Origin of the sequence: Flavobacterium sp. W20_MBD1_R3, from assembly GCF_052119725.1 — a bacterium.
Taxonomy (GTDB): domain Bacteria; phylum Bacteroidota; class Bacteroidia; order Flavobacteriales; family Flavobacteriaceae; genus Flavobacterium.
On record NZ_JBGQOR010000002.1, the window covers coordinates 192,927 to 206,101 of the forward strand.

Consider the following 13,175-nt stretch of genomic DNA (forward strand, 5'->3'; position numbering starts at 1 on the left):
TTGAATATCTTTTTTATAGAATTTTCAATGCTTTTTTAATGATTGTTTCCACTGTAGCGTCCGGATCTTCTTTAACAATCTTTTCTATAACTTTTTCAGAAGTTTTTCGTACAAAACCTAAAACTTCTAGAGCTGATAACGCCTCATCTCTATTAGTATTGCTTTGTGACATTGAAACTTCATCTAAGTCGTATAATTTTAAGACTTTTTCTTTTAGATCTAAGATTACTCTTTGCGCAGTTTTACTACCAATTCCTTTTATGGACTGAATTGTAACCACATCCGCAGTCGCAATCGCTTGTATAATTTGTTTAGGATCAAGTGAAGAAAGCATTGTTCTGGCTATACTCGCACCTATTCCTGATACGGACAATAACATCTTGAATATTTCTCGTTCTGACTTTTCGATAAAACCAAAAAGTGTATGCGCATCTTCTTTTATCTGAAGATACGTATACACTTTTATAAAATCGGTGCTTGGAAGCAACGAATAAGTATGTAAAGAAATATTTACGTGGTAACCAACGCCACCGCAATCAATAATTATGTGGGTGGGTGATTTCTCTACCAATTTCCCTTGTAAGTGTGCTATCATGAATTAACAATATGTTAACAAATATAACAAAATTAGACTACGATTTTGTTAAAATCATTAATTTAATACTGCTCCACTTTGAGCCGCTTCACTTCATTTAAATTATTTTTTCTTCTGTTTTTCTTGAGCGTCAATCACAGCAATTGCTGCCATATTTACCATCTCTTCAACATTAGCACCCAATTGAAATATGTGTACTGGTTTTCCCATTCCTAACATAATTGGTCCAATTGAATCAACCTTATTGAGTTCTTTCAAAAGTTTGTACGTAATATTTGCAGATTCTAAATTTGGAAAAATCAAGGTATTTACTTTTTTTCCTGCCAATTTAGAAAAAGGGAATTTCTCTTTTAACATTTCGGGATTAAGAGCAAAATCTGCCTGAAGTTCCCCATCGACAATCATATCAGGATGATTTTTATGCAAGTAAGCAACTGCTTGTCGCACTTTAGTAGCACTTTCATTTGCTGCGGATCCAAAATTAGAATAGGAAACCATTGCAATGACTGGCTCAACGCCAAACATTCTTGCAGTTTTAGCCGTCATGATTGCAATTTTTGCTAAATCATCTGCTGACGGATTGATATTAATAGCGGTATCCGATAAAAACATTGGCCCACGAGCCGTCATCATCATGTTAGCGGTGGCTACCAGAGAAGCTCCTGGCGCTTTCTCGATCAGCTGCAAAATAGGTTTCACCACTGCAGGATAGCTTCTGGAATATCCAGTTACCATTCCGTCAGCCTCGCCTTCATTGACCATCATGGCTGCAAAATAATTTCTTTCACGCATCAACTTCTGTGCATCTAATAATGCAATTCCGCGTCTTTGTCTGGAAGTCCAATAGGTGGTGGCAAATTTATTTCTACGATCTTCTTCTTCGTTAGTTTTAGGATCGATAATTTGAACATCGGCAACAAATCCAATTTCTGCTTTCAATTCTAAAATGATGTCTCTGTCTCCTAGTAAAATTGGAAAACCAATCCCTTCTTCAAAGACAATTTGAGCTGCTTTTAGTACATCCAGGTGATCCGCTTCAGCAAAAATGATTTTTTTAGGATCTATTTTAGCTCTATTGGTAATCAATCGAACCATTTTATTATCATTCCCCAAACGATCTAAAAGTTCCTCTTCATATTTAGCCCAATCCGTAATTGGATTCAACGCCACACCTGAATCCATTGCTGCTTTTGCAACAGCAGGAGCTACAACGGTAATCAATCTTGGATCAAACGGAGAAGGAATGATATACTCGCGTCCAAATATTAGTTTTGTGGCTCCATAAGCAATATTTACTTGCTCAGGAACAGATTCTTTTGCTAAAGCAGCCAAAGCTCTTACCGCAGCCATTTTCATAGCTTCGTTGATTTTAGTGGCACGAACGTCTAAGGCACCTCTAAAAATATAAGGAAAACCAAGAACGTTGTTCACTTGATTTGGATAATCTGACCTTCCGGTAGCCATAATTACATCTTGCCGAGTTTCCATAGCTAAATTATAATCAATTTCCGGGTCTGGATTTGCCATTGCAAAAACGATTGGATTAATAGCCATGCCACGTAACATATTTGCTGACATAACATTTCCGGATGACAACCCTAAAAATACATCTGCTCCTACAAGTGCTTCTTCAAGACTTATGGGCACAATCTCTTTGGCATATTTTAGTTGCAAATCAGATAAGTTAGGATTGTCTTTAGTCAACATTCCTTTACTGTTGTACATTAAAATGTTTTCTAGTTTCACACCAAGTAAAATATACATATTAGCACAAGCAAGAGCGGCTGAACCTGCTCCTGAAATTACTAACTTCACATCTTCAACATTTTTGCCAGCTAGTTCCACTGCATTTAATAATGCTGCCGAAGATATAATGGCTGTACCATGCTGATCATCATGCATTACAGGGATATTGAGTTCTTCTACAAGTCGTCTTTCAATTTCAAAAGATTCTGGCGCTTTGATATCCTCTAAGTTGATTCCTCCAAAGGTAGGCGCAATGTTTTTTACCGTTTGAATGAATTCTTCGATATCTTTTGTGCCAATTTCAATGTCAAATACATCAATATTAGCGAAAATTTTAAATAATAATCCTTTTCCTTCCATTACAGGCTTAGAAGCTTCAGGACCTATATCTCCTAACCCTAAAACTGCAGTTCCATTAGTAATTACTGCAACTAAGTTTCCTTTAGCAGTATATTTATATGCGTTGTTTACGTCTTTTGCAATTTCTAAACACGGCTCAGCAACACCGGGAGAATAAGCCAAAGATAAATCTCTTTGTGTTGCATATTTCTTAGTGGGAACTACTTGAATTTTACCAGGAGTTGGCTTCGCATGATACAATAATGCTTCTCTTCTTTTACTATTCTTTTCCATTGTTTTTAGATTTTATTCTAGGGTGCAAAGATAGGGTCTTGATTTAAAAAAAGAGGACTTTTCTCCCATTCTTTTGTACAAAAACGGCTTTCTATTGCTTCCAAAAAAAAAGCCACACTAAATGCAGCTTTCAATATCGATACTTTTTTTTATTTTTTTTATTGTGTAATGTAGGAGTTTAAGTGTTGAATAGTATCCTTTTGCATCTCAATTATCGCTTTTACCACGTCACTTATTGAGATGATCCCAATGACGATTTCATTTTCTAAAACTGGTAAATGTCGTACTCTTTTTGTACTCATTAATTCCATGCAATACTCTAAATTATCGGATGGACTTACCGTAACCACATCTGTTTCCATGATTTCATGAACAAAGGCTTTCTTTGAAGATTTTGCTTTCAAAACAATTTTTCGAGCATAATCTCTTTCCGATAAAACTCCTTTCAAAACAGTATCTTCAATAATAAGAATAGCCCCGATGTTTTTTTCGCTCATCACTGTCAATGCTTCGTATACAGTGTTTGTGGAAAGTATGGAATAAACTTCCTTTCCCTTGGTGCTTAAAATTTGATTAACTGTCATAATAGATTCATTTAGTGAGTTATAAAGTTAAAAAAAATATACATTCAAACCACAAAAAATATTTCTTAACCTCTAAAATAAATCATCGGGAGAAATCAATTCTGCTAATTTAGCTTTTAATTCTTCACTCAAAATTTGCAATCCATATTGATAGGATGCATTCACCCAGCCAAAACCTTCCTTAGCGATGTAATCAAATTCAGTTCCCACATTCCCATATTCAGCAAAAACTTTATGGGAACTGATTTCTAAATCAAATTTTTCCGGAATTGTTCCATTATAATCCACCGCATTTCTGGTAATTAACCACAACCAGCGATAGACCATTTCTTGTGCTTTATCAAGATAATTATAATTAATCAATCCCTCCCATAGCAACATTTGATGTGGTGCCCAACCAAAAGGATAATCCCATTGTCGCTGCGGCGCTTCTTTTGGAGCATTAGCAATACTTGCCTGTGTACTTCCCGTAATTCCTCCGGTTTTCACAAATTGTGGTAACGCTACCTCAACTAACTTTTTAGCTTGATGTTCATCACACAACCCAGCCCATAACGGAAAAAAAGTTGTCGCAGCTTCAAACGGGAACTGCTTATGGTTCACAAAATCATAATCAAAATACATACTTGCTGCCTCGTTCCAACACAATTCATTCATTTTATCTTTACGGAAAAGTGCTTTTTGTTCCCATTCCTCCGAGGTATAAACGATACCGCCAACTTGAAAGCTGTTCCCAAAATAAGTAGCAATTAGGGAAGCAACATCTTTTTCGTATTTGTAAAGAAAACTGTTAACATCCACTGAATTCAAATTGGCACACGTATTAATCAATCGGTTGGTGGTGTCATGCCCACTTTCCCTCATGCTTCTGTCATGTACAAAATACATATCCAGTTCCTCATCGACAATCGTTCTTTGTAAATATTGTTTTTCAAATTCTCGAATAGGTAAATTATATTTTTTAGCATACGGTTCTAAAACATCATCAAAATGTCCTGGCTCTACTTCAAATGGCATTCCAATTCCGTCTGCCTTGTATCGGTTTAAACCCGTTGATGTTAATCGGTTTCCTTGAACCATCCAAACCGTATTGTATTCCAAAATTATTGTTTCCAAATGGCTTCTTAACCAATCTAAACTTAGTATTTTCTTTTTGGCAATTTCGATTAGCAATGAAGAATATAACGGTGGTTGCGTTCTTGTTAAATAATAACTTCTGTTCGCATTTAGAATTTTTCCGTAATGTATAATTTGGTATTTAAAATTTTCGGCAATCGCAATTGCTTTGTCTATTTGGCCATCAATAAGCAACCCAACGCCAATAAAATAACTGTCCCAACCATACATTTCGTTAAATCTTCCGCCGGGAACCACAAAGGGAACGCCTTGCAGACTATATATTTTTTGTTCCAAAGCCAAAGCCAGAATTCCCGGTTTTTCATTTAAAGTTTCCACATATTCCACCGAAAAATTTTCAGGCAGAATTTCGACTTTAAAATTTGGCAATTCTTTTTCTAACGCTTGAAAGTAAGCAACTCCCTGTTTGTCTTTAGCAGAAATATAAAGTGCTGCCACATCACTAGACGTTTTTTCATCCTCAATAATTTGCGTCAATCCTTTTTTGTCAATGGTACGAGTTAATTCGTTCCAATAATCATCTTTGATTTTTCTCGAAATTCGGCGTACTGGATTCTCTTGAATGCGACTCAAATCAACTTCTCCCAAAGCTGAATTTGAACCTTTAAGCTGCGCTAATTCCTGTAATAGATTGGACAAATGGTATGTCCCGACAATCGCTTCTTGTTGTTTGGTAGTTTCATCAACCAAAACAAATTTTTTAGGTCCATTGTCATCTTTAGTGATTTTTTTGTCCTTATCGGTATCCTCTTGAAGCAATAGCTCCTGGAATATTTTTTCTATGTTGAGTATGAATTTCATTGTTTAACGGTAAGTTTTTTTAGAATAAAGAAAGAAACAAGTAATAATGACATTGGAATTAAGGTGTAATAAAATGCATTTTCGGGACCTTCGTTTTTAAATAAATAACCAATAACTCTAGAACCCAAAGTACCGCCAAGTGCAGAGAAAACTACAATTAAACCAGTCATCGAACTGTGCAGTTTTTTTGGCAAAGCACTTAAAACCACAGAATTTAAAAGTGGATAAATAGGCGCAATAAAAAGTCCTACCAATGGAAAAGCAAAGCCAATCAAAGGTATATCGCCAAGTGAATTTATTTCTTTTACATCTAATCCAACAGCTTTTGGAAGTACAAATATTACAATAAGCATTGCTGCTACAATACAAAAACTAAGAACCCAAATCCAATTGACTCTTTTAGTAATGATACCTGCCAAAAGACGTCCTACTGCTAATGAGATTGCCAAAATACTCGCCATCATAATACTAATATTCTCTGGAAGATGTAACACTTTGCTATTAAAAGTTGGCAACCAAGACATGATTCCCTGTTCAATCATTACAAACAAGAACGCGCTGATTACAAAAACTATGGTTAACAGTTTTGCAAATAATTTGAACATTTCTTTGAAGTCATCGGCTAAATTAACACCCGGAATTTCGGTTTGATTTTCGAATTTGGTAAAAAATAAAAAAGTAAACGACAGTAATGAAATCCCAGCCAACAACCAATAAACATTCAGCCAAGCATCCGGATTTGCATCTGAATTAAAAGCCGGAAACAAGAAATACGCTAAAGCAATTCCTATCATAAATACGCCTTCAATGCTACTCATCAAACTATTGTGTTCCTGCTGATTTTCTGTTATTGTTCCAATAAGCGAATACACTGATACTTTTATCAATGCAAAAGAAACACCAACGGTAGCAAAAAGCAATTTTGCAGTTCCAAAAGAATTTCCAAAATACATACTAACACAAGCAACTGAAACCAAAGCTAAACCAATAAGCATGGCTCTCTTATATCCTATTCTTGGTAAAAACGAAGCGATTAAAAAGGAAACTATGGCAATGGGCAAATCTTTGAAAGCCTCTAGAACGCTGGCTTGCAATTCATCTACACCATAATTTTTTTGTGCCTTTAATATCACAATTCCTACGCTATTGAGCAGAATCGCAAATACAAAGTAATTGAGATACATGGCAATTTTAACCGTACTTTTTTTCATTTTTTACTTATTTGAATAAATATTAGATTTCAGCACTTTCAGATAAATATCCGTATTACTATAACTTTTAATTTGCTTTTTTGACTACATAAAATCAATAACTCGTAATGGTTGTTATTTCATTATCAGTATGTTTAATTGTAAAACCTTTGGTTATAAGGTTTGCTACTAGGTGCGCAACGGTTGTACCATTAGTCCATTTGATATCTAAAATGTCCTCCGCAAAATCATCTATTTCTACTTCACCAGAAAATGCAGCTGAAGTATTTCTTAAGCGAATGATTTCGAGTTGTTTCTTGACAATTTCTGTTTTCAGCCCTTCTTCAATATCATTCATTGACAATGCGGTACGATTAATTTCTTTATGTCCCGCACTACCGCCATTATCAGCCGCTTCATAATTGTTTTTACCTGCAAAAATATCCAGATACCAAACCTGCGGTATTCCGGGCATAAACATTTGAATTACTCTTGCAAGCAGTAACTTTTGTTCGTCTTCACCTAATGCACTAAAGAAAGTGGCATTTATTTGATAATAAGAAATTTTGTTTCCGGATGGATCGTACAGATTTTTGACACGACCGCCTCGTTCCATGATTGTATTCATGATATTTTCAATCTCAGCATCTTCTAACAATCCTTTATTATAAACGCCATTTACCTCCTTACCCTTTAGGTCTAAAACTGGTATTCCATCGTGGCAACCCAGCATATTTACAGTTTTATATTCTTTGGCTATAATTTCCTTAGCCCATCGAATTAGAGCGCTGCTAGTTTGACTTTCGATAGTATGAATGGTTAAGCCTGGCAAGAAAAAGTCATAAATGTAATAACCTTCATTAGCAACCTCATCATGAAGATGCAAACCATATTCTGCGTGAATTTCAGGTAAAAGCATCAAATTATTTTGTTGTGCTATTTTCTTAATACGTTCTAAATATTCCCACGTTCCGGGTTTATTAAAGAAATTGGATTCACCCACTTGTTTATGCAAATAGGCAAAAGCATCTAATCTAAGAATAGTACAACCATATCCACTTAATTTTTTAAGAGTCTCCTCGTAAAATTCCCATACTAATGGCGAAGCGGCATTGACGTCCATTTGTCCTAAATAAGATCTATTTTGTTCTACAATTTGTAAAATTTCTGATTTAAACAGAGCACAATCATCAAAATTTAGGATAGCAAAGTCTTGATTGTTACTTATAGCTGCGTTCACGAGAGCAACAACTGATTGCTTTTGCTCCTCAGTCAATCCTACAACAGACTTTAGATCAGCTTCAGAAATTGGATTGTAGGTTATTTGCTGATAAAAAGTATTCCAATAAGGCTGTTCTGTACCATCCGGGAAACGTACTTTTAATATGGGTAAACCTGACTTTCTCATGAATAGTTTATTGAGAAACTCCGGTTTTGGTATTATAATTCCATCTTCATTTTTCGTCCCGTTTCCGTCCCAGAATTCATTCCAATTGATAAAAAAATCTTTGAATTTAGATTTATTCCCATGTTGCAGCATGTCTTTAAACTGAGGAGAAGCAACAGAGAGATGGTTTAATACAATATCAAATTTCAGTTTTATTTGGAGTTCATTCAAGTCCTTTAAATCTTTTTCATCTACTAACTCCTTGTTTATATCATAATCAATAATAGAAAAACCTCTATCTAAATCACTATTAAAAAAGGTAGGCAAAACATATATTAGAGAAAATACATCTTTAAATTCTTCCATTTTAAGCATGGCTATTGTATCACTAAATTTTTCTCCAATGCTATCTGGATAAACATTAAGCATTACACCATTGCTGATATTTTTATTGTCTTGTATCATTGTACTTAAAGAAGTTTAGAAAGGATATTGATATTATCTGGAAGTCGACCTACATTTTGAAGTTTTAAAGCGGCTAACTTTAATGCAATATCCAAACATTCATTAATTGATTTTTCTTTTATGTAAGCAAATAAAAATCCAGACCAAAAAGCATCACCCGCTCCTGTGGAATCCATAACTTTTTCAATTTCTATCGCTGGCATTTGAATTATTTCTTTACCTTTTTGAGATAATTTTACTCCTTTGCTTCCTAAAGTTAAGCAAACCAAATCCACACCTTGCTGGTGAAAAAATTCGAATATCTCTTCATGTGGCAATTCTTTCTCAAAAAGACGCAACATATCATCTTCACTAATTTTTATTAACGGATTAAACTGGCAATAGGTTTTGATCACTTTGAAAGCCTTTTTTTGACTTTTCCACAGTTTTCTAGCATAGTTAAGATCAATGCTTAGCTTACATCCTAAATCGTGCGCCTCTTGTGCTTTTTTTAAGATTGTTTTTTGTGCTGGGTTTTTACTCAATGCAAAGCAAGTGGTATGGAATATCTTTGTATTAGATAGTATTTCCGTTGAAATTTGCTCTTCATAAATGCAACAATCTGCCGAACGATACGGTATAAAATCAGGCGTTCCCTCAGACCTTGAAACAAAAATTACACTAGTCGACTTGTCGTCTAGAACGTTAAGGTGTTCGGTATTCACTCCAACACTTGTTAAGCGTTCCGTTATATAAGAACCAAAACCATCGTTCCCCACTGTAGCAACCATAATAGTATTCAAACCTAATCGAGTAGAATTCATCGCCACATTAGTAGGTGAACCTCCTAGATATCTATGATAATCTCTGGTTTCATTAATCAGCACACCTTCTTGATGTCCGATAAAATCAACCAATACTTCACCAACACAAAGAATATCTATAGTTTCCATCTTATTATTTATTGTATTATTCACTTACGTTCGTTTTTTTGATTTTGATTAATAAAGTACAGATTGCTGCAAGCACTAATAATACTCCAGCAAAAGTAATGGCTTGACGAGGATCGTTATCTAAGAAGTTCTTTAAAATGTAACCAAAGGAAAGGTTTTGGATAATCATTGGTATAACAATCATCATATTAATAATTCCCATGTAAACTCCATAACGCTCTTTTGGAACAACAGCAACAACCATCAAATATGGAATTCCCATCATGCTTGCCCAAGCAATTCCGTAGCCAATAATTACCGCAAAAAACACATATTGGTTTTGAACTATTGGAAACCATAAAAAAGAAACTGCCCCGAATAACAGACAGACAAAATGAATCATTTTGGCACCGTGTTTTTTGGCTAATTTGGCCAAATAAAAGGCAATCGAAAACGTAACTATAAACCCAAAAGCACCAATTAATCCGTTCCATTCAACTGCTTTTTCATAGCCCATAACATTCTTTGGAGTTACGTTCCATACGGATAAAGCAATACTTTTTGAATTATTTTGCCAGTAGCACATCATTGCATACCACTGAAACAAATACACCAGAAATAGTTGCCACATCACTGTCGGCATTTCTAAAACAGCTTGATAAATATCGATAAAAGGGGAAAAAATCTTTAATGGTTCTGCTTTTAGAATTGCTAATTCTTCAACCGTTGGCGGGATTTCTTTCGTTTTACTCATACTCCACCAAATAGAAGTAACAGAAAGAACCGCTCCTAAAAAGAAGGAAGCGTAAATCCAAGTGGGTAGCGATCCGGTATACCCAACAAAAACAATTGGAAATAGAAATAGCGAAATATAGGCGAGAAACTGTCCGAAACCAGTAAAGAAACTTTGCGCCTGAAACCCAATTGGCTGTTGTTCTTCATCCAGCGTATCAGCAATAAAAGCACGATAAGGTTCCATAGCAGTATTATTTCCAATATCTAAAATCCAAAGCAAACCTGCAGCCATCCACAAGGAACTGCTGAAAGGGAATAGAAATAAAGCGATGCTACAAATTATAGCTCCAATAAAAAAGTAGGGTTTGCGCCTTCCCCATCTTGGATGCCATGTTTTATCACTCATCGCACCAATAATAGGCTGAATTAATAAACCAGTTAAAGGTCCGGCAAGATTCAGTATCGGAATTTGATCTGGACTTGCATGCAAAAAATCATAAATAGGATTTACGGCACTTTGTTGCAAACCAAAGCTATATTGTATTCCAAAAAAACCAACATTCATATTGATTATCTGCCAAAAGCTTAATTTTACTTTTAAATTCATTCTAGGTAATTAATGTGTTAATTTTTTCTAAAATTAATTTTAATATTGCCAATTAAAAACAGAATAAAAACAAAAACGTTTTCGGAAGACCCGAAAACGTTTTCGATAAATTTAAATTACCTAAATAATCTGCTCTTTATTTAGAAGCAAATGGAATAATTACTTTAGTTTCCCATTGCAGCTCTTCTCCCCCATTGAAAGGATTTGATAAGAAATGTTCCAATACTTTATTTTCCAATTTAAGATTGTTCTTTTTTGCATAATCAAACAATGCAAACCAAGCTCTGTCCGAAGTTCTGAAATTACCGTAATAAGTAGCTTCTAATCCTTTGACAGCGGGTAAAGTTTTGAATTTTACAACATTATTTGCAATAGTTTTAATGGGTTTTTCAACTGGGAAACAATAATTAAAATCTATTGTTTCTTTATCAAGATCCCATTTTACTATTTCTAAGTAAGGCCTTCCTATTATTTTTATTTGATTTTCAAAGAGAAAACCAGTAATAAGAGCATCATTAGCAATCATATATCGTGCTTTTTCCTGTAAAACACTTTTCAAGTTAATATAAGCCACAAATGTTTCTTCTGAAACACCTTCTCCATCAATTCTGACTTTAAAATTCTTCAAATGTTCGCTCAATCCTTTCTTGAAATCAGTTATTTTTTTGATTTGTTCTTCCTTAAATTCCGTATTAAAGAAAGGTGCCGTAACTTTATTGTACCAACTATAATTCAAATCCTTGATACCAACATTCAATTTTGTAACCGAATCATTGATAGGAGTAATGTCCCACGTGTAGTGCATTTGAATCTCTTTTTTGGTCATTTCTTGTTTAATAAAGTCAAATTTTCTTTTTTCTAAAATCACATACTTTTCAGAATTCTTTAAATCTTGAGCATTTGACCACTCCTGAATTCCTTGAAAAACAGTTCCCGTTGCTGCATTTACTTTAAACGAAATATTGTAATCGGTTTCCTTTATTAAAAGGTACCAAACCAAAAACAAGGAAAACAAAATACTGAAACCAATTATAATTTTTTTTCTGACTGTCATTTTTATTTAATCATCTTTAATTTTCCAACAATAAAATTTCCTACGATATTACCATGGGCAATTCCGTTTATGATTGCGGCTCTGTAATGAATTCCTCCGTAAAGACGGCTCATTGCGGCTTCTTTTGCGGCATCGGTAAAGGATGCATATTTTCTTGTTGGCAATCCAAATTGCAATTCGGTGTCATCTGCATAAGAAAAATTGTCCCCGAAAACAGAAGTCAAAACGATTGCTGAGCATGTTGAAACCACCGAATGTCCACTGGTATATTCGGGAAAAGGCGGCGTTTGCAGCAAAGGTTTCCAGTTTTCATCAATATTCTGATTGATTATCGTTTCCGGGCGCACTACATTGCTTTTGAATTTTTCATCCCAACAACTGATAAAACCTTCAAAAATTCCGATAGAGGTTTTAGTGTATGCAAAAACTGTTTTAGCAAAATCAGCATTCGATTTTTTAGAGGCAATTTTCACAATTCCTATCCAATGCGCGCCAGGCGTAATTTTCTTTTTGGCAAACATCATGTGTCCCTGGGAAACTGAAACATAAGGATTACAATCCCAAAATTGAGCAATCTTAATTTCTTCGGAATTATCACCTTTTTTGACCATCTCCTTGCTAATATCATATACTTCTTGCACTTCTTTAAAAAATGGAGATTTTTTATCTAATGAAAATGCAAAAGCGGGAATTGGTTTAAATTGCGCAGCAGAGTCGAGCACCAAAGTTCTTATTTCGCCCCAATGCGGTTCCACAGCATCCATATAAGCTGGCGGAGTAGGCTGCCATCTTCCAGCTTGATCTGCATAAACCGAAAATTTAGACATGGTTCTGGTTTCCTTGTAATTATCTTTTCCCATCCATTTCTTGATTCGTTCAGCAACTTTTAAGCCATATTCTTTAGAAATTTCAAACTCTTCTTCATTTTCATCAGTCCATTTTTGATATAAACTATCTCTAAACTTGTCCACTATTTCTTCTGAAAAAACTAATTGCTTGCTTAATTCCATGTGTGCAACAAGCGCTGCCAAAGGTTGATTCACGCCACTATTGGAATCTAACTTTGGTATAGAATCCAGTCCGTTCAATTGATTTTGAAGACTAACATATGTCTTACTGTTTTGAGCCATGATTTCATAAGCCGCAATATTTGGATACACAAAAATCCTACTGGCAACTGGCGGAGAAAAAATATCATGAATCATAATCTGTGTAACATTATCTATTGCTGCATGATATTCATCGGTCGTTACTATAATGGATTTGTCCTTTTTACAAGAAATAAAAAGAAGACAGATTACTGCAATACTAAAAATTTTTGGTTTCATTT

10 protein-coding genes are annotated in these 13,175 nt (G+C 34.7%); all 10 read right to left on the reverse strand.

The window, feature by feature from the left end:
- Positions 1-13: 13 nt before the first annotated feature.
- A complete protein-coding gene (ruvA, locus tag ACEN2F_RS03965; RefSeq protein ID WP_441736356.1) occupies positions 14-595 on the reverse strand; it encodes a Holliday junction branch migration protein RuvA in 582 nt (193 codons plus the stop codon).
- Between the two features lie 102 nt (positions 596-697).
- Positions 698-2,974 (reverse strand): NADP-dependent malic enzyme, encoded by a 2,277-nt coding sequence (locus ACEN2F_RS03970; RefSeq protein ID WP_441736359.1) that lies wholly within the window; start codon positions 2,972-2,974, stop codon positions 698-700.
- Positions 2,975-3,132: 158 nt separating this feature from the next.
- A complete protein-coding gene (locus tag ACEN2F_RS03975) occupies positions 3,133-3,558 on the reverse strand; it encodes a CBS domain-containing protein (protein ID WP_196852195.1) in 426 nt (141 codons plus the stop codon).
- Positions 3,559-3,630: 72 nt separating this feature from the next.
- On the reverse strand, positions 3,631-5,496 hold the full coding sequence (locus ACEN2F_RS03980) for a trehalase family glycosidase (RefSeq protein ID WP_441736362.1): 1,866 nt from the start codon (positions 5,494-5,496) through the stop codon (positions 3,631-3,633).
- Positions 5,493-6,707, reverse strand: a complete 1,215-nt coding sequence (locus tag ACEN2F_RS03985) for an MFS transporter (RefSeq protein WP_441736364.1) — start codon at positions 6,705-6,707, stop codon at positions 5,493-5,495. Before ACEN2F_RS03985 ends, ACEN2F_RS03980 begins: the two co-directional genes overlap by 4 nt.
- Positions 6,708-6,801: 94 nt before the next feature.
- Entirely contained in the window at positions 6,802-8,538 is a 1,737-nt protein-coding gene (locus ACEN2F_RS03990) for an alpha-amylase family glycosyl hydrolase (RefSeq protein ID WP_441736366.1), read from the reverse strand.
- A 5-nt stretch (positions 8,539-8,543) separates the two neighbouring features.
- Positions 8,544-9,470, reverse strand: a complete 927-nt coding sequence (locus ACEN2F_RS03995; protein WP_441736826.1) for a carbohydrate kinase family protein — start codon at positions 9,468-9,470, stop codon at positions 8,544-8,546.
- Positions 9,471-9,486: 16 nt separating this feature from the next.
- Positions 9,487-10,791 carry an MFS transporter gene (locus ACEN2F_RS04000; RefSeq protein ID WP_441736368.1) on the reverse strand — a complete coding sequence of 435 codons (1,305 nt, stop codon included), beginning with the start codon at positions 10,789-10,791 and terminating at the stop codon, positions 9,487-9,489.
- A gap of 136 nt (positions 10,792-10,927) precedes the next feature.
- On the reverse strand, positions 10,928-11,845 hold the full coding sequence (locus ACEN2F_RS04005; RefSeq protein ID WP_441736370.1) for a hypothetical protein: 918 nt from the start codon (positions 11,843-11,845) through the stop codon (positions 10,928-10,930).
- Positions 11,846-11,847: 2 nt separating this feature from the next.
- Entirely contained in the window at positions 11,848-13,173 is a 1,326-nt protein-coding gene (locus ACEN2F_RS04010; RefSeq protein WP_441736371.1) for a vanadium-dependent haloperoxidase, read from the reverse strand.
- Positions 13,174-13,175: the final 2 nt, after the last annotated feature.

Excerpts from the sequence above, each read along its gene's own strand:
- ACEN2F_RS03995 (WP_441736826.1), bottom strand. The coding sequence starts at position 9,470 with ATGGAAACTATAGATATTCTTTGTGTTGGTGAAGTATTGGTTGATTTT.
- ACEN2F_RS03990 (WP_441736366.1), bottom strand. The coding sequence starts at position 8,538 with ATGATACAAGACAATAAAAATATCAGCAATGGTGTAATGCTTAATGTT.
- ACEN2F_RS03980 (WP_441736362.1), bottom strand. The coding sequence starts at position 5,496 with ATGAAATTCATACTCAACATAGAAAAAATATTCCAGGAGCTATTGCTT.
- ACEN2F_RS04010 (WP_441736371.1), bottom strand. The coding sequence starts at position 13,173 with ATGAAACCAAAAATTTTTAGTATTGCAGTAATCTGTCTTCTTTTTATT.
- ACEN2F_RS04005 (WP_441736370.1), bottom strand. The coding sequence starts at position 11,845 with ATGACAGTCAGAAAAAAAATTATAATTGGTTTCAGTATTTTGTTTTCC.
- ACEN2F_RS03970 (WP_441736359.1), bottom strand. The coding sequence starts at position 2,974 with ATGGAAAAGAATAGTAAAAGAAGAGAAGCATTATTGTATCATGCGAAG.
- ACEN2F_RS04000 (WP_441736368.1), bottom strand. The coding sequence starts at position 10,791 with ATGAATTTAAAAGTAAAATTAAGCTTTTGGCAGATAATCAATATGAAT.
- ruvA (WP_441736356.1), bottom strand. The coding sequence starts at position 595 with ATGATAGCACACTTACAAGGGAAATTGGTAGAGAAATCACCCACCCAC.
- ACEN2F_RS03985 (WP_441736364.1), bottom strand. The coding sequence starts at position 6,707 with ATGAAAAAAAGTACGGTTAAAATTGCCATGTATCTCAATTACTTTGTA.
- ACEN2F_RS03975 (WP_196852195.1), bottom strand. The coding sequence starts at position 3,558 with ATGACAGTTAATCAAATTTTAAGCACCAAGGGAAAGGAAGTTTATTCC.